Below are 17,351 nucleotides of genomic sequence, written 5' to 3' on the forward strand. Positions count from 1 at the left end.
CGGGCCAGCTACCGAGCGCTCCGATGGGGGTCATTTTTGGATGCCGATAGGGGGTCAAGATTGCCTGCCGATTGACAGCCATCCAAGCTGGCTTTGATCATTTCGTCCGTGGACCAGAAGGGGTTATCGAGGCTTTGGATGAAATCCGCGGCAACTCTCCGGCACGCGCCGTCCAAGCGGGTCCGCTGGCGCACTACGGCCTGCTGTTCGATTGGTTGGACCGTCGGAGCAAGGGGTACGAACCGGGTCCGATCCGCGATATCCTGAGGGACCATATCATTGAGCATGATGCCGTGGACGTCGGTACAAAGGTTCTTGGCGTTGAGGTCAGGAAACGGCGGTATCACAGTGTCCAAAGCCTCGCCGAAACCGTCGGTATCAACCGCACCCGGATGTCCCGTCTCCTTCAGAAGTTGAACCGCGTGCCGCCGGGGGCCACTGATGCGGAAAGTGGATTGCTTAGGTTCGAAGCAGACGAAATTGCTACACTGGTTTCAGACTTCGAAACGGCTGTCCCGCTGTCAGACGTACCCGACTACATCGGCGCTTCTCTTACTCAGATGCAGGCTCTTTATGCCGCCGACCTGCTGTTGCCACTGGTTCCGCGCAATTCTCGCGGCGCGGTCCGGAATGTCGTCTTCGCCAAGCGTCACCTCGATACGTTTCTGGCGCCGTTCGAAGCATTGCCAAAAGTGGACCAATCTCAGGTCGAGGATCTCCATTCTATTGCATATACCTGTCAGCGTGGAGGCGGCACGACTGCTGAATTGATCAAAGCTATCGTAGAAGGCGATCTTTCGGCGTTTCGGCTGCCTGACAAAATTGGGTTGGCAGTTATCGTCCTCTCTCTTTCGGAGGCCGTCAAGCGCCGCGCCATCTGATCTCCTTTTAACGATTTTTGCCAAGGGTCCGCATTGCGGACCCTTTTTTTGTTCAGGAATTCGAAAGAGGCGGGAAAAACTTAGGTTTGTTACGGGAAAAACTTAAAGTTTTGATATTTTTGGGTTCTTATAAGATTTTGATAATATTGGACAAAAATATCCAAAATCTCATGGCGGGAAAAACTTGGTATAGTTTTACAGAGGGTGTGAAGACTGGGGGTGTGAAGGCGGTCGCTTGCTTGCGCGGGCCATGCTCCCACCCTTCGGCCTGCGCCACTGTTCATCTGACCGCGTAGCAGGTAACACCCCATTTTCGTGCGGTGGCGTGCAGCCCCGCGACGATCGATACTGACGCCCGCCGGGCGTTTTCATTTCGGTTCAAAGCTTTCCCTTGTCTGCCGACGCGTTAGTTGTTGAACATGCAAACGAGGGGGACAAGAATATGACCGCAATCGTCGATTTCCTGAACACCGTCTTATGGGGCTACGTCCTCGTATATGGCCTGCTGGCTGTCGGGCTTTACTTCACCTGGCGCACTGGTTTCTTGCAATTCCGGCATTTCGCCGAATTCTTTCGCGTGGTCAGATCCTCGCGTGACACTTCCGCCGCGGGCATTTCGCCATTTCAAGCGCTGACGATCTCTCTCGCCAGCCGGGTCGGTACGGGCAACCTCGCCGGGGTGGCTGTGGCGATCTATCTCGGCGGGCCGGGGGCTGTGTTCTGGATGTGGGTTGTGGCGCTCGTCGGCATGGCGACGGCCTATGCGGAATCGACCTTGGCGCAGCTTTACAAGGTTCGGAACGCGGATGGGCAATACCGTGGCGGGCCGGCCTTCTACATGTCCCGGGGCATCGGGTCGAACGCCATGGGCTATGTCTTTTCGGTCTGCCTTATCATCAGCTTCGGCCTGATCTTCTCGGCGGTGCAGGCAAACTCGATCTCCGTCGCGATGGAGGAAGCCTTTGCCATTCCCAAACTCGTCACCGGCCTTGTCGTCGGCGGTTTTGCGGGCATCGTCATCTTCGGCGGGATCAAATCCATCGCGCGGGTCGCGGAAAAGATCGTTCCTGCCATGGCCGGGCTCTATATCGTCGTGGCGCTGCTCGTCGTGGTTCTGAACATCGCCGATGTGCCCGCCATGCTGGCCTTGATCGTCAAATCGGCCTTTGGTTTCGAAGCGGCGGCAGGCGGCTTTACGGGGGGCTTCATGGTGGCCCTGCTCAACGGTGTGAAGCGCGGTCTGTTCTCGAATGAGGCGGGCATGGGCTCGGCCCCGAACATCGCCGCCGTCGCGGTGCCCGATCCGCACCATCCGTCCAGTCAAGGGCTGGTGCAGGGGCTTGGCGTCTTTATAGATACGCTGGTGATCTGCACGGCCACAGCGCTGATGATCTTGCTCTCGGGCGTGGTCGACCATTCCGAAGGTGCGGCGACCGGCATGGCGCTGACCCAGATCGCTCTGGAGCAGCATATCGGCGCATTCGGCCCGATCTTCATCGGGATCGCCATCCTGTTCTTCGCCTTTACCTCGATCATCGGAAATTATTCCTATGCCGAGAACGCGATGGAGTTCCTTGGGATGGGCAAGCGTATCCCGCTTCTCGTGTTGAAGGCGCTTGTGATCGCGATGGTGGTCTGGGGCTCGTTGCAGGCGGTCACGACCGTGTTTAACTTCGCCGATGCCTCCATGGCGCTGATGGCGACGGTCAACCTGATCGCTATCCTGATCCTGTCCAAGACCGTTGCCAAACTCACGCGGGATTATTTCGCGCAGCGCAAGGCGGGGAAGGAGCCGATGTTCAGGATCGCCGAATATGCCGAGCTTGGCGATGGCGTCGACCATACGATCTGGAACAGCAATGTTGCCCGTGAAACGGAAGGCGCCAAGCCCGACTGAACGCAAGGGAAGGCGAGGGGGTGACCCCTCGCCTTTCCCCTTTCGCGCGTGATTTCCGTTATTCTGTGAGAAGATGCGACAGGTCGCAGCGGGCGAGGGCCGCATTCAGTTCCCCCGCAGCGGCATCGAGTATGCCGGCTTCGTCCAGTGCCGTTTCGCGGTCTCTCAAGCGGACTTTCCCATTTACGATGACCGTATGCACATCCGCCGCATTGGCAAATTGCGCGACCGTGGTGAAGGGCATCATCGGCGGGTAGAGATGCGGTTTGCGGCGGTCGAGCATGACGATATCCGCCTTCTTGCCCGGTTCGAGTGAGCCGAGGTCGGCCTCCATCCCAATCGCCTTGGCGGCGTCGATGGTGCACATTTCCAGCACATCACGCGGCATCATCACCTCCGGGTCGCGGAAGTGGCGGCGGTGGTAGTGCAGGCATTGGGCCATGTGGCGGAACATGTCATAGCCCCGGTCCGGCGCTGCGGCGTCCGAGCCGAGGGCCACGTTCACCCCCATTTCGCGCAGTTCGGGCGCGGGGCAACGGCCCAGAACCGACATGATGGCCGAGGGGTTGTGAACGATCGACGCGCCGCTGCGTTTGGCCGCGGCCATATCCTCGGGGGTGAGGTCGACCGAATGGGACAGATAGGCCCATGGGCCGAGGATGCCGAGGTCTTCGGCCAGCGCGATGGAGCCGGACCGGTGCCCATCCTGAGTGAACAGCAGCCCATATTTTTCGCGCAGGTCCATCGCGGCGCGGCACATCGCGCGGATGTCCTCGGGGGCCTGCGCAAAGTCCGCGGGCGAATAGACCGGCATGATGAGGCAGACCCCCGCGCCATCGTTCAGGAAATCCCCGTTGGTTTGCGCGAGTTCAGCGCAGACCTCTAGCTGATCCTCGAAGGACAGGCTGACCTCCCGGGCAAGGTCCAGACTGCGGTAGGGCTTGGGGAAGGGGCGGCGGTTCAGGCCCGCGGCGAGCATCGTTCGGATGCCAATCTCGCGCGTGGCATCGCAATGGAGATTGCCCGCTTCTACCGTATCGGTGCGGTAATGATCCGCCCCGCCGCCAAGCAGCATCGTGCAGGTGGTGATCCCCGCCTTTAGCCGCTCAAGCCCCGAAAGCCGGGCTTCGGCCTGCCAGAACGCGGGGGTGGAGCCGCGGGTGTAGATCGTCTCGCAGGCCTGAAACCACGCATCGCCATCGCCGCCGCCGAGGTTGCGCGTCAGCCCGTGGCCTGCGTGGGCATGGCTGTCGATCAGCCCCGGAAGGGTGATCATTTCGCGCCCGTCGATCACCTCGGCGGTTTCGGGGAGGGGCACATCGCCTGCAGGGCCGACGGCGGTGATACGGTCGTTTTCGAACAGCACGGTGGCATTGTCGATGACACGTCGCTCCGCGTCCATCGTGATCGCGGTCGTGTGGGTGATCGCATGGCTGGTCATTACAAGTCCTCGCTCAACGCGGCCCCGAGGACATCGTCCTGCGCCGCAGCGCCGTCTTGCGAGGCTTCGAGTTTCAAAGTGCGCTCCGCTTCCAGAAGATGGGCCTCCATCTCTGTCATCGCGGTGTCGAAATCCCCTGCGGCGAGGGCCGCGACGATGGCGGCATGTTCGTCCGGGCCGCATTGCGTATCGCATTTCGGTTTGAACACAGCCGTGACCAAGGTGCTTTTTGAAACGAGGTCGCGCAGGATATCGGCCAAGAGGGGAGAGGCGGCGAGTTCGGCCAGCAGCATATGAAAGGCGCCCGAGAGCCGGATGATACGCGCCGTGTCCCCTGCCGCCAGCGCTTCGCGTTCTTCGGCGATATGGGCTTCCAAGGCGGCCAGTTTTTCTTGCGCGCCGTGTTTCTTCAGCGCTTCGATCACGCCGCGTTCCACGACGCGGCGGGTGAAAAAGACATCGCGGGCTTCGTCGACCGATGGTGTGGTGACAAAAGCGCCGCGGTTCGGGATGTGGCTGACCAGCCCGTCATGGGTCAGTTGGTCCAACGCCCGCCGAATGCGCGGACGGCTGGCGCCAAAGATTTCGCACAGCCGTTCCTCTTTCAATCGCGTGCCGGGCGGCAAGCGACGTTCGGCGATGGATCTCCAGATCCGTTCATAGATCTGCTTCTCCGTGAGCTTTGCTCCTGTCACCTATCGGCCCCCCCTCAAATCTTTATTTACTAAATTTGCCTCAATAGTCGTCGAAACGCCCGATAAAGTGCAAGCAATTTATGTCAGCACAGATTGTTAACAATAATTGTAGACAGAAAAATGGAATCATGCCAGCCTAGCTTTAGTCGCTGTGATGCAGGTCCGCTGTGCTCGCAGGGCGGCACGAACAGGGAGATAACAATGACACCGCGCAAATTTCTATTCACCTCGGCTCTGGCACTCAGCTGCGCTGGCATGGCGCAGGGCGAAACCTTCCGCCTAGGCACCAACGGCGACCTCTACGGTCTCGACCCGCATTCGATGACCGACAGTTTCACCGTCTCTTTCTTGAACCACGTCTATGAGGCGCTGGTCCGCTACGACGCCGATCTCAAGATCGAACCGGCGCTCGCCACCAGTTGGGAGCAGATCGACGAGACCACCGTGCGCTACAAACTGCGCGAGGGGATCAAGTTCCACGACGGGCAAGATTTCTCAGCCGAAGACGTGGTGGCCTCGGTCAAACGGGCCGCACATGAAGATTCCCCCATTCGCGGCAATATCGCCGGTCTGATCGATGCCAAGATGGTCGATGAGATGACTGTCGATCTGATGCTCGACGGCCCGAACCCGCTTTTGAACAACTTCCTGACCAATGTGCTGATCTTCGACAGCGGCTGGCTCGAAGAACATGATGCGCTTGACCCGATCGACGCGCAGAAGGGCGAGGAGGGCTACACCACCTCCAACGCCAACGGCACCGGCCCCTTCCGCTTTGAATCCCGTACCCCGGACGCGCAGACCGTGCTGACCGTGAACGAAGATTGGTGGGACGAGCCGCAGCACAACCTGACCCGGATCGAGCTGAACCCGATCAACTCCGATGCGACCCGCGTGGCGGCGATGCTTTCGGGCGAGCTGGACATGATCGTGCCCTCGCCCCTGCAGGACGCCAAGCGCATCGAGGCGACCGAGGGCATGCATGTGTTGGAGGCCCCGGGCCTGCGCGCGATCATGATGGGCTTCAATATGTCCGACACGTCGAACAATCCCAATCAAGACGACAACCCGCTGCAAAAGGTCGAGGTCCGTCAGGCGCTGGTTCATGCCATCAGCTATGACCTGCTGCGCGACAAGATCATGCGCGGCAAATCCCGCAATCTTGGCGGTTTGGTGGCCCCGCAGGTGTCGGGCTTTGACGAAGGGCTCGATGAAATCCCCGCCTATGATCCCGAAAAGGCCAAGCAGATGCTGGCCGATGCCGGCTACCCAGAAGGCTTCAGCCTGAACATGAACTGCCCCAATGACCGCTATGTCAACGACGCCGCGATCTGTCAGGCGCTGGCCGCGATGTTTGCCCGCGTCGGCGTCAAAGCGGACCTCACGGCAGAGACCAAGGCGATTCACTTCGAGCGCGCCCGCGCCAATGAGACCGATATGTTCATGCTGGGCTGGGCCACGCTGCCGATGCTCGACGGCTTCTCGGTGCTCTCGGCGATGCTGCACACGCCCGAGGGGCAGATGGGCACATGGAACCCCGGCGGCTATTCCAACGCCGAGGTCGACCGTCTGACCAAGGCCGTGGCGACCGAGCTGGATGCCGAAAAGCGGATGGAGATGATGGTCGAAGCCTTCCGCATCGCAGATCAAGAAGTGGCATGGTTGCCGCTGCACGCCCAGCCCCTGTCGTGGGCCGCGCGTGATGCGGTGAAGATCCCCCAGACCGCGGATGACAAACCGCGCCTCTGGCTCGCCCGGATCGAGTAACCTGCCCCCGGGCGGGCGCCCCTCCCCACGCCCGCCCACCGATAACCTTGCCAGCCGGAGGCCAGCATGTTCGCCTTTCTTATCCGCCGCATCATACAGGCCGCGCTGGTGATGCTCGTCGTCGCCTCGATCGCCTTTCTGATGTTCCGCTTTCTGGGTGACCCGATTTCCAACCTTCTGCCCGAAGACGCCACCGTGCAAGACCGCGCCGAAATGCGCGAGAAACTGGGGCTCAACGACCCCGTTCTGGTGCAATACGGGCGTTTCATCGCAGATGCGGCGCAGGGCGACTTTGGTCAGTCCTATCGCAACAACCGCCCCGTCTCGGACCTTCTGGCCGAACGCTTTCCCGCCACTGCCGAGCTGGTGCTGGTCGCCGCGGGTCTGGCGCTGGCACTTGGGGTGCCCTTGGGCATCTACACCGCCCTCAACCCGCGCGGCTGGCTGAGCCAAGGGTTGCAGGTGATCTCGCTCCTAGGGATCTCGGTGCCCACCTTCGTCACCGGCATTCTGCTGATCCTTGTCTTCTCGGTCTCGCTGGGATGGCTGCCAAGCTTCGGACGCGGCAAGGTGGTCGATCTCGGCTGGTGGACCACGGGATTCCTGACGGTATCCGGCCTCAAGGCGCTGATCCTGCCCGCGATCATGCTGGCGCTGTTCCAGATGACGCTGATCATGCGGCTGGTGCGGGCCGAGATGCTGGAGGTGCTGCGCGCGGATTACATCAAGTTCGCCAAGGCCCGCGGCATCCCGAACCGGTTGCTGCATTTCAAATACGCGCTGAAGAACACGCTTATCCCGGTAATGACGATCTTTGGTCTGCAACTGGGCGGGCTCATCGCCTTTGCCATCATCACCGAGACGGTCTTTCAGTGGCCGGGGATGGGCTTCTTGTTCATTCAGGCGGTGAACTTCACCGATGTCCCCGTGATGGCCGCCTATCTGGTGCTGGTGTCCTTCATCTTCGTCGTCATCAACACGCTGGTCGACCTTTTGTACAACGTCGCCGACCCGCGCCTGCGGGCCGAAAGAACGCCCGCGCGCGGCGTCTGAGGAGGTTCCCCCATGTCAAACTTCATGCCCATTCTCTACGCCTTCTGGGACAGCGATATCACCTATAGCTTCCGCAAGTCGCGCGTGGCGGTGATCTCGGCGCTGGTGCTGCTGGCGATGTTCCTCACGGCGATCTTCGCCCCGAGCCTTGCGCCGCAGGACCCGTTCAACATCGCCGAGCTGGACCTCTTCGACAGCGAGTTGCCCCCCGCCTGGGCCGAGGGTGGCAGCGTCGCCTACCTGCTTGGCACCGACACGCAGGCCCGCGACGTGCTTTCGTCGATCATGTACGGGATGCGGATTTCCCTGCTGGTCGGTTTCGCCAGCGTGATCCTTGCCGCCGTGATGGGCGTGGCGCTTGGCCTTTTGGGCGGCTTTCTTGGCGGGATCGTCGATGCGGTGCTGATGCGGATCGCCGATGTGCTGCTAAGCTTTCCGCCGATCCTCGTGGCGCTTTTGATCAACGGCATTTTGCGCGGTGCGCTGCCCAGTTCGGCGCAGGCCGAGTCGGCGCTCATTGTGCTGATCCTGTCGATCGGGCTGACCAACTGGGTGCAATATGCCCGCACCGTGCGCGGCTCGACCATGGTGGAACGTCGCAAGGAATATATTGAGGCGGCGCGCACCCTCGGCACCGGCAAGCTGGCAATCATGATCAAACATATCCTGCCCAATGTGCTGGGGCCCGTGCTGGTCATCGCGACGATCAACCTCGGCATGGCGGTGCTGACCGAGGCGACGTTGAGCTTTCTGGGTGTCGGCATGCCGCCCACCCAGCCCTCACTCGGCACGCTGATCCAGATCGGCAATGAGTTTCTGTTCTCGGGCATCTGGTGGGTCGTCGTCTTTCCCGCCGCGGCGCTGGCGATCCTTGTGCTGGCGGTCAACTTGCTGGGCGACTGGCTGCGCGATGCGCTCAACCCCAAACTGCGCTGAGGTAATCCCATGTCACTTCTCGAACTGGACAACATCGTTGTCGAATTCCCCACCCGGCGCGGCCCGCTGGAGGCCGTCAAGGGGCTGAGCCTCGACCTCGACGAAGGCGAAATCCTCGGGCTGGTGGGTGAATCCGGCGCTGGCAAGTCGATCACGGGGGCGGCGATCACCGGGCTGATCGAACCGCCCGGCCTGATCCGCTCGGGCGAGGTGCGGCTGCGCGGCGCGCGGATCGACAACTTGCCCGCCGACAAGATGCGCCGCATTCGCGGTAAGGAGATCGGCGCGATCTTTCAAGACCCGCTGACCAGCCTCAACCCGGTCTATACCGTGGGCGAGCAACTTATCGACACGATGCGCGTGCATCTCGGCCTCGACCAGAAGACCGCCCGCCAGCGGGCCATCGACTGGCTGGCCGAAGTCGGCATCCCGGCCCCCGAGGCGCGGCTCGACCAATATCCGCACCAGTTCTCGGGCGGAATGCGGCAGCGGGTGGTGATCGCGCTGGCGCTTTGTGCCGAGCCCAAGCTCATCATCGCGGATGAGCCGACCACGGCGCTCGACGTCAGCGTGCAGGCGCAGATCCTTTCCCTGCTGAAGCGGCTCTGCCGCGAGAACGGCACGGCGGTGGTGCTGGTGACCCACGACATGGGCGTGATCGCCGAGACGGCGGACCGCGTTGCGGTGATGTATGCCGGGCGGCTGGGCGAGATCGGCGATGTGAAACAGGTCATCGAAGAGCCGCTGCACCCCTATACCCGCGGCCTCATGGCCTCGATCCCGCAGATCGGCATCCGCGACCGGCGGCTCACGCAGATCGAAGGCGCCATGCCCGGGTTGCGCAACCCCGCGCCCGGCTGCGCCTTTGCGCCGCGCTGCCCCCGGGCGATGGACCATTGCCACAGCATCCGCCCCGCGCCGCAGGACGCCGGCACCGGCCAAGTCGCCTGCCACCTTTACGGAGAGACGTCATGACCCCCCAGATCACCCCCGACGACATCCTCAGCGTGCAGAACATCTCGAAACGCTTCGACGTGTCCGAACCCTTCCTCAACCGGCTGCTGGAACGCCGCCCGCGCCGTATCCTGACGGCGGTGAACGACATCAGCTTTGAGGTGCCGCGCGGCAAGACCTTTGCCGTGGTGGGCGAGTCGGGCTGCGGCAAATCCACCGTGGCGCGGCTTCTGATGGGGTTGCACAGCCCGAGCGGCGGCACGATCCGCTTTGAGGGGGACGACATCACCCATATGCCTCCCGGCAAACCCGCCGCCCTGCGCCGCCGAATGCAGATGATCTTTCAAGACCCCTATGCCTCGCTCAACCCGCGCTGGCGGGTGCGCGACATCATCGGCGAGCCGCTCAAGAACTTCGGCATCTGCAAGACCCGGGCCGAGGTCACCCGGGAGGTCGAGAAACTGCTGAGCCAGGTCGGTCTGAACCCCGCCGATGCCAAGAAATTCCCGCATGAGTTCTCCGGCGGCCAACGCCAGCGCCTGTCCATCGCCCGCGCGCTTACGACACGCCCCGAACTGCTGATCTGCGACGAGCCGACCTCGGCGCTGGATGTGAGTGTGCAAAGCCAGATCCTGAACCTGATGAAGGACCTGCAGGACGAGTTCAACATGAGCTACATCTTTATCAGCCACGATCTCGCGGTCGTCTGGTACATGGCGGATGTGCTGGCGGTGATGTATCTGGGCAAGATCGTAGAGGTCGGCCCGAAGGAAGAGATCTTTGGCAACCCGCAGCACCCCTACACGCGTCTATTGATGGAAACGGTGCCGAAGCTGACCGTCGGCGGCGCCGAACGCGCGCCCGTGGCAGGAGAGGTGCCGAATCCAATCTCGCCACCGCCCGGTTGCGCCTTTCACCCGCGCTGCCCGATGGCGAATGACACCTGTCGGAGCATGGCCCCCGGGCTCAACCTGCGCGAGGGTGGGCAGAAGTCGGCTTGTCACGCGGCGGATGAGGGGCGGCTGAAGCCCTGGCTTCGGTTGGCGGCGGAGTAGGGGGGATGGAGTTCGATTTCACCACCCTGCCAGAACGCGACCGCTACCGGCTGTTGTCGAGCTTCGTGGCGCCGCGCCCCATCGCGCTGGTCACCACGTTGAGCGCCGATGGTGTGCCCAATGCCGCGCCGATGAGCTTTTTCAACGTCTTCTCGCAGGAGCCGCCGATCGTGATCCTCGGCATCCAGTGCCGTCCCGACGGCAGTATCAAGGACACGGTCACCAACATCGACCGGCGTCAGAGCTTTTGCGTCAATATGGTCGACATGGCCTTGGCCGAGGCGATGATCACCTGCGGGATCAGCTACGCGCCCGACGTGGATGAGATCGCGACCGCCGGGCTGACCATGACCCCCGCCAGCCAGATCGACGGCGGCTGGATCGCGGAAAGCCCCTGCGCCATGGAGTGCGTGGTCGAAGAGACCATCCGCTATGCCCGGCGCGAGATCATTCTGGGCCGTGTCGTGCAGATGCATGTGCGCGACAACTGCCTTGACGAGGCGGGCCGCTATGTCCGGCCCGAAAATTATCAGCCCATCGCGCGGCTGCATGCCGACAATTACATCACCTCCGACCGGCAGTTCGAGCTCAAGGTTCCCGAGACGCCGCCGGTTGGCGTGACACAGAAAGCCAATTGATGAAAATTCACCTGATCAATCCAAACTCGACCGCGGGCATGACCGAGGCCATCGCCCGCACCGCCCGCGCCCAGGCCGGGCCGGGAGTTGAGGTTGTTGCCGCCACCGCGCGGGCGACACCGCCCAGCATCGAAGGCTATGCCGATGAGGCCCGCGCCGTGCCCGCCATGCTCGACGCCATTCTTGAGGCCGAAGCGGCGGGGGCTGCGGCCCATGTGATCGCCTGTTTCGATGATCCCGGTCTTGATGCTGCCCGGGCCGTGGCCAAGGGGCCGGTGATTGGTCTGTGCGAAGCCGCGCTCATTGCAGCCGGGCGGATCGCCAAACGCTTCTCGGTCGTGACCACCTTGCCCCGCGCCGTGCCGATCATCGAAGACCTTGGCGACCGTTACGGCTGTGGCCGCGCGCTCTGCGCCGTACATGCCGCCGACATCCCGGTGCTCGACCTCGAATATGCGCCGGTGCAGACCCTGCCGCTGATCGCCCGCAAGATCCGCCAGACGGTCGAGGAAGACCGGGCCGAGGCCGTGGTGCTGGGCTGCGCAGGCATGAGCGCGCATTTGGAACAACTGGGCCGCGACGCGGGCGTGCCGGTGATCGACGGTGTGGGCTTTGCCATCCGCATGGCCGCTGGCCTTGCCGCGACTGGGCTGGTGACGGCCAAGACCGGCGCCTATGCCCTGCCACGCGCCAAGCAATCCCCCGCACCGCAAGCGCGCCTCGCCCCTCTGACACGATAGACAGGACAAGACATGACCAAGCCTTTGCTGCTCAAGAACCTCCGCCTCATGGGGGCGGATGCCGCCGATGTGCTGATCGCGGGCGGGCGCATCGCGCAGATCGCGCCTGAGATCACGCCGATGGGGGAGGTCACCGTTGAGGATTGTGGCGGCTCGCTGGCGCTGCCGGGCCTCGTCGATGCGCACGCACATCTCGACAAGACGCTCTGGGGCATGCCCTGGCACCCGCATCAGCAGGGCAAAAGCCTGCAACAGATGATCGACACCGAGCGCAAGCTGCGTCACGAGTTGGACATGGACGCAGAGCGGCAATCGGCACGGCAGGTGGCGCTGGCGCTGTCCAAGGGCACCACGGCGATCCGCAGCCATGTCGATATCGACACCGAGCATGGGTTGAGCCTGCACCGGGGCGTGGCCGCCACCCGGGCGCGCTATGCGGATGTCATGCAGATCGAGACCGTCGCCTTTCCGCAATCGGGCTTGATGATCCGCCCCGGCACGCTGGAATTGATGGACGAAGCCCTGCGCGAGGGCGCCGATATCGTCGGCGGGCTCGACCCCTGCGGCATTGACCGTGACCCCAAGGGGCAGCTCGACGCGGTCTTCGGGCTGGCGGAGAAACACGGCAAGCCGATCGACATCCACCTGCACGAGCCGGGGGAGATGGGGGCGTTTAGCCTTGAAATGATCCTCGACCGGACCGAGGCGCTGGCGATGCAGGGCAGGGTGACGGTCAGCCACGCCTTCTGCCTCGGCATGGGGGATCAGGCGCGGGTGGCGGGGCTGCTCGACCGGATCGCGGCGCTGGAGGTCTCGCTGGCCACCACTGCCCCCGCTGCGCGCCCGGTGCCCTCAGTCGCCGCCTGCCGCGAGCGTGGCATCGCGATCTGCGCGGGCAACGACGGCATCCGCGACACTTGGACCCCTTACGGCAACGCCTGCATGTTGGAACGCGCCATGCTCGTCGGCCTGCGCAACAATTTTCGCGCGGATGTGGAGGTCGGCTGGGCGCTCGACACCTGCACTACCGAAGGGGCGCGGGTCATGGGGCTTGAGGGCTACGGCCTTGCCGAAGGCTGCCGCGCCGATCTGGTGTTGGTCGATGTGGAGGCCGTCTCGGGGGCCATCACCCAACGCCCGCCGCGCCGCTTGGTCCTATCGGGCGGCCAGATCGTGGCCCGCAACGGCGAGACGGAGGCGACATGGCAGAGCGCTTGAAACGCAGCGCCCTGACCGCCGCTTGGGTCGTGGGGCATGAGGACGGGCAACACTGCCTCTACCGCAATGGCACCGTGGTCGTGGAAGGCGAAAAGGTGCTGCACGTCGGCCATGATTTCGCAGGCGATGTGGCCGAGACCATCGACTTTGGCGAGGCGCTGATCGGGCCGGGCTTCATCGATCTTGATGCGCTGGCCGATCTCGACACCACTGTGCTTGGCTATAACAACCATCCGCCGGAGTTGAAGGGCCGCGTCTGGCCCGAGAGCTACATGGCCGCTGGCCCGCGCGAAATGTACACGCCCGAGGAACTGGCCTTTCAGAAACGCTATGCCTTCACCCGGCTGATCCGCAACGGCATCACCACGGCGCTGCCCATTGCCTCGCTCTTTTACCGCGCTTGGGGCGAGACGGCAGAGGAGTTCGACGCCGCGGCAGAGGCGGCGGCGGACCTCGGGCTGCGGGTCTACCTTGGCCCCGCCTATCGCAGCGGCAATCTGGAGGTGAATGAAGATCGGCAAATCGGTTTTCACTATGATGAACCGCGCGGCTTTGCGGGGCTGGCCGAGGCCGAAGCCTTTGTCGCGCGGCACGAGAATAGCCACGGCGGGCTGATCCGCACTATGCTGGCCCCCGACCGGATCGAGACTTGCACCCCCGAGCTTCTCCGTCGCAGCGGTGCCGCTGCCCGCGATCTGAGCGTGCCGATCCGCCTGCATTGCTGCCAGTCGCGGCTGGAATATGATCTGGTGCTACAACAGCATGGCAAAAGCCCGTTGGAACTGCTGCGCGATACCGAGTTTTTCGCCCCATCTACGATCCTGCCACATGGGCTGTTCCTGTCGGGCCTCAACGGCATCACCCATGCCGCACCTGATCTCGAAATCCTGACGGCCTCCGGTGCCGCCCTTGCCCATTGCCCGCTGGTGATGGCCCGTAGCGGCAAGATCATGCAGTCCTTCGCACGGTTCCGCGACCTCGGCGTCCCCATCGGTATGGGCACCGACACGCATCCCGCCGACATGATCCAGAACATGGCCCTGGGTGTGATGACCGCCCGCATCGCGGAGGGTGATCCGACCGCCGTCCGCGCCGCCGACTTCTATGATGCCGCCACCCTCGGCGGCGCAGCGGCCCTGAACCGTCCGGATCTGGGCCGGCTGGCCCCGGGGGCCGCCGCCGACCTGAACGTCATCCGGCTGGACAGCCCTGACATCGGGCAGCGCATCGACCCCATTCAGACGATCCTGCTTAGCGGCTCAGGCCGCGACGTATCGGATGTGATGATCGCGGGGCTGTTCGTCATGCGCGATGGTGTCATCCCCGGCGTCGACGACATGGCCTATCACGCCAAAGCGCAGGCGCAGTTCGACCGGATGGTCGCGCAATATCCTGACAGGACGCTGTTTCATCCCCCGGTGGAGGAGATTTTCGCGGGCAGCTACGGGGTCAAAGACGCGTAGCCGCTGTGGACGACGCCCGCGTCCGCCTGAGTTATCTTTAGAAAATGGCCCGCCTCACAGTAGATGCGGGCCATCGGAGTCACACTTTGAGGCTAGCTCACGCCCCCCACAGTCGCGTGCAAACCGGGGCAATCTCACCTTCGATTGCCGTCATCGCGTCAACGATCAGGTCCTCGCGCCAGCGGCGGCCTGCGATTTGCACGCCGATGGGCTGCGGCCCTTGGGGCAGTTCCGCGATATGCGTGGGGATGTTGCCCGCGGGCAGGCCGGTGAAGTTTATGACGAAGGACCAAAGCCCCTTGCCCAAGACTTCGCGCACGCCTTCGGGGCCTTCGGTGTCGCGCCCGGCGGTGAAGAAGGGGGCGAACATGAAGGGGGTCAGCACGAGGGGATAGTCCTCAAGAAACAGCGACCATTCGCGCGCGTAATGGGTGCGTTTGGCCAGCATAGCAAGCTGTTCGGTGCCTTTGAAGGGCGGGTATTCGGCGTAGTAATCCTCAAAAATCGCCTTCAGATCGTCGGAACCATGGGTTCGGATGTCCTCGCCCATCAGCGCTTCGACTTCGCCCATCAGGGCGCGATAGCCGTTTTTGCCAGCTTCATAGGCAAGGGGCGGTTCCACCTCTTCGACGGCGTAGCCTGCGTTGGACAGGGCAGAGGCGGCTTTGTCGAGCGCGGTGGCAACATCCGGGTGCAGGCCAAAGCCGAAATCATCGCGGGTGAAGGCCACGCGGATCGGGCCTTCGATCGCTTCGCCGCGCCAGGGCAGAGGCACATGGAAAGGGTCGCGCGCATCTGCGGCGATCAGGCTTGGCATCGACAGATGGAGGTCCGCCGCCTTGCGCACGATCAGCCCCTGCACCGACATGGATTGCGCCAAGAGACCGCGCTCGGCCTTTTGGCTGGGGTTGTAGGCGGGCACGCGGCCCAACCCCGGCTTGACCGTCACCGCGCCATTGGCCGAGGCCGGGAAACGTAAGGAGCCGCCGATGTCGTTGCCATGGGCCAGCGCGCCGATCCCGGCCATGACAGCCGCCCCCGCCCCGCCGGACGAGCCGCCCGCCGAAAGATGCTGCCCCCAAGGGTTATGGGTGCGCCCGTAGAGCGGGTTGTCGGTATCGGCGCGAAAGGAAAACTCCGGCGTGTTGGTGCGCCCGATCACGATGGCACCCGCCTGTTTGAGGTTGCGCACCACCGGCGCATCCTCGGGCGCGATGATGTCTTTGAAGGCGGGCACGCCGTTGCTTGTGGCATGGCCCTTTTGGTCGACGTTGATCTTGATCGTGACCGGAACACCATGCAGCGGCCCTTTGGACGCGTCGCTTTTGTCTAGGGCGGCGGCCTCGGCGCGGGCCTCATCGGCGAGGGTCTCGACCACCGCGTTCAAAGCCGGATTGACCTCTTCCATGCGGGCGATCGCCGCCTCGGTCGCTTCAACCGCCGAGAGTTTTCCTGCGCGGGTCGCGCTTGCGATTTCCTGCGCGTCCCATTGCCAAAGCGGTTTACTGTCGGTCATTCCGGTTCCTTTCGTTCAGTCGTTTTCAAAGCCGCGTCCGCGCCCTGATGTCGCGAACTTCGGAGAAAGAATTTAGCAACGCAAGTAAATTCGCGGCGCAACCCTCTGCCGAAGGCGGGGGCGGCTATATTCGAGGCTTTGGGCGCTCACCCGGCCATGATGGCGCTGGCGGCCTCTATGGCGAGGGGGGCAGCCTTGGCGACAAATTCCTCCGGCGTGTATTCCGAAAGGGAGCCTGCGAGATGTATCGCGCTGAGAGGCGCGCCGTTCCGGTCGGTGATGGCGACGCCCACCGCGACTTCGCCCAAGGCATATTCGTCGCAGACCACGGCAAAGCGGTTTTCGCGGGCGATGCTAAGCTCGGCCATGATCGCTTCGGGATCGGTCTTGGTGCTGGCGGTGAAGGGGTGCAAGGGCGCGCGGGTGAGAATTTCGCGCGCCGCGTCATCGGGAAGCTGTGCCAGCGCGGCACGCCCGCCCGCGGTGCAGAAGGTCGGCACGCTATGGCCCACGAGGGTGGCGAAAAAGGTCTCGCGTTTGCTTTGCATGCGCAGGGCATAGATCAGGCGCGTCTCGTCATAGAGGCTGAGATCGACTCGTTCGCGCAGGGATTTGCGCAGTTCCAGCAGGACGGGCGTGGCTTTCTGCACCACGGGGTCGAGCCGCAGCAAATCAAGCGTGTGATCGAGCAGGCGGATCCCCGGCAGGTAGCCCCGGTCATCCCCGCTGCGCCGGATATAGCCGAGTTTGGTGAGCGTATGGACCAGTCGTTGTGCCGCGGATCGGTCGATGCCTGCGGTCTTGGCGATGTCGGAAAGGGTCATCGGCCCGGTCGCGTTGTGAAAGGCGCCCAGCACCTGCATTGCGCGATCTGCCGCCCGGACGAACAAACGGTCGCCCTCTGCCTGATTCTGCGCCGCCTGCGGGGCGTCTTCACGGAAAAATCTACTCATAAATGGCCTGTAGTTGACGAATCGTTAAAGCGCCGCTTACGCTTGCTGTGCACTATAGCTGTATTGCAATGCGATACACAATGGGCGTGGTCCCACGGATGACGGGGCCGAGAAGGCGAAGGAGACAGGTTTGGAAAGTGGTTC

The 17,351-nt window shown here is 63.2% G+C and carries 15 protein-coding genes; 11 read left to right on the forward strand and 4 right to left on the reverse strand.

Annotated features, from left to right (window positions below; translation table 11 throughout):
- Positions 1-71 precede the first annotated feature (71 nt).
- Positions 72-881: a hypothetical protein gene (locus ACGYLI_RS08970; RefSeq protein ID WP_394418919.1), complete on the forward strand. Its 810-nt coding sequence runs from the start codon at positions 72-74 to the stop codon at positions 879-881.
- Positions 882-1,323: 442 nt separating this feature from the next.
- The gene (locus ACGYLI_RS08975) at positions 1,324-2,778 is read left to right on the forward strand and encodes a sodium:alanine symporter family protein (protein WP_271688992.1); all 1,455 of its coding nucleotides are present in this window, start codon (positions 1,324-1,326) and stop codon (positions 2,776-2,778) included.
- 58 nt (positions 2,779-2,836) lie between these two features.
- Here ACGYLI_RS08975 and ACGYLI_RS08980 read toward each other — a convergent pair whose 3' ends face one another.
- Positions 2,837-4,219 (reverse strand): amidohydrolase family protein, encoded by a 1,383-nt coding sequence (locus ACGYLI_RS08980; protein WP_394418921.1) that lies wholly within the window; start codon positions 4,217-4,219, stop codon positions 2,837-2,839.
- Positions 4,219-4,914: a GntR family transcriptional regulator gene (locus ACGYLI_RS08985; protein ID WP_394418923.1), complete on the reverse strand. Its 696-nt coding sequence runs from the start codon at positions 4,912-4,914 to the stop codon at positions 4,219-4,221. The genes ACGYLI_RS08980 and ACGYLI_RS08985 overlap by 1 nt, the downstream gene beginning before the upstream one ends.
- 201 nt (positions 4,915-5,115) lie before the next feature.
- Between ACGYLI_RS08985 and ACGYLI_RS08990 the strand changes: the two genes are divergently transcribed.
- The 9 genes from ACGYLI_RS08990 to ACGYLI_RS09030 all read left to right on the forward strand — a co-directional run bounded on the left by ACGYLI_RS08990 (position 5,116) and on the right by ACGYLI_RS09030 (position 14,738).
- Entirely contained in the window at positions 5,116-6,681 is a 1,566-nt protein-coding gene (locus ACGYLI_RS08990; RefSeq protein ID WP_394418925.1) for an ABC transporter substrate-binding protein, read from the forward strand.
- A gap of 66 nt (positions 6,682-6,747) precedes the next feature.
- Entirely contained in the window at positions 6,748-7,734 is a 987-nt protein-coding gene (locus ACGYLI_RS08995) for an ABC transporter permease (RefSeq protein ID WP_394418927.1), read from the forward strand.
- A 12-nt stretch (positions 7,735-7,746) separates the two neighbouring features.
- Complete coding sequence (locus ACGYLI_RS09000) at positions 7,747-8,670, forward strand: ABC transporter permease (protein WP_394418929.1); 924 nt, start codon at positions 7,747-7,749, stop codon at positions 8,668-8,670.
- A 9-nt stretch (positions 8,671-8,679) separates the two neighbouring features.
- On the forward strand, positions 8,680-9,645 hold the full coding sequence (locus ACGYLI_RS09005) for an ABC transporter ATP-binding protein (protein WP_394418931.1): 966 nt from the start codon (positions 8,680-8,682) through the stop codon (positions 9,643-9,645).
- Positions 9,642-10,679 carry an ABC transporter ATP-binding protein gene (locus tag ACGYLI_RS09010; protein WP_394418933.1) on the forward strand — a complete coding sequence of 346 codons (1,038 nt, stop codon included), beginning with the start codon at positions 9,642-9,644 and terminating at the stop codon, positions 10,677-10,679. Before ACGYLI_RS09005 ends, ACGYLI_RS09010 begins: the two co-directional genes overlap by 4 nt.
- Positions 10,680-10,684: 5 nt before the next feature.
- Positions 10,685-11,317 carry a flavin reductase family protein gene (locus tag ACGYLI_RS09015; protein ID WP_168613626.1) on the forward strand — a complete coding sequence of 211 codons (633 nt, stop codon included), beginning with the start codon at positions 10,685-10,687 and terminating at the stop codon, positions 11,315-11,317.
- The gene (locus tag ACGYLI_RS09020) at positions 11,317-12,057 is read left to right on the forward strand and encodes an aspartate/glutamate racemase family protein (RefSeq protein WP_394418935.1); all 741 of its coding nucleotides are present in this window, start codon (positions 11,317-11,319) and stop codon (positions 12,055-12,057) included. The genes ACGYLI_RS09015 and ACGYLI_RS09020 overlap by 1 nt, the downstream gene beginning before the upstream one ends.
- A gap of 12 nt (positions 12,058-12,069) precedes the next feature.
- A complete protein-coding gene (locus ACGYLI_RS09025; protein WP_394418937.1) occupies positions 12,070-13,275 on the forward strand; it encodes an amidohydrolase family protein in 1,206 nt (401 codons plus the stop codon).
- Positions 13,260-14,738 (forward strand): chlorohydrolase family protein, encoded by a 1,479-nt coding sequence (locus tag ACGYLI_RS09030; protein ID WP_394418939.1) that lies wholly within the window; start codon positions 13,260-13,262, stop codon positions 14,736-14,738. Before ACGYLI_RS09025 ends, ACGYLI_RS09030 begins: the two co-directional genes overlap by 16 nt.
- 97 nt (positions 14,739-14,835) lie before the next feature.
- On the opposite strand, the gene ACGYLI_RS09035 is transcribed toward ACGYLI_RS09030, so the two are convergent.
- On the reverse strand, positions 14,836-16,254 hold the full coding sequence (locus ACGYLI_RS09035; RefSeq protein ID WP_394418941.1) for an amidase: 1,419 nt from the start codon (positions 16,252-16,254) through the stop codon (positions 14,836-14,838).
- A 146-nt stretch (positions 16,255-16,400) separates the two neighbouring features.
- On the reverse strand, positions 16,401-17,207 hold the full coding sequence (locus tag ACGYLI_RS09040) for an IclR family transcriptional regulator (protein WP_394418942.1): 807 nt from the start codon (positions 17,205-17,207) through the stop codon (positions 16,401-16,403).
- Positions 17,208-17,351 lie beyond the last annotated feature (144 nt).

The sequence above is a fragment of the Sulfitobacter sp. 1A13421 genome, assembly GCF_043557285.1.
Classification (GTDB): Bacteria; Pseudomonadota; Alphaproteobacteria; order Rhodobacterales; family Rhodobacteraceae; genus Sulfitobacter; species Sulfitobacter faviae.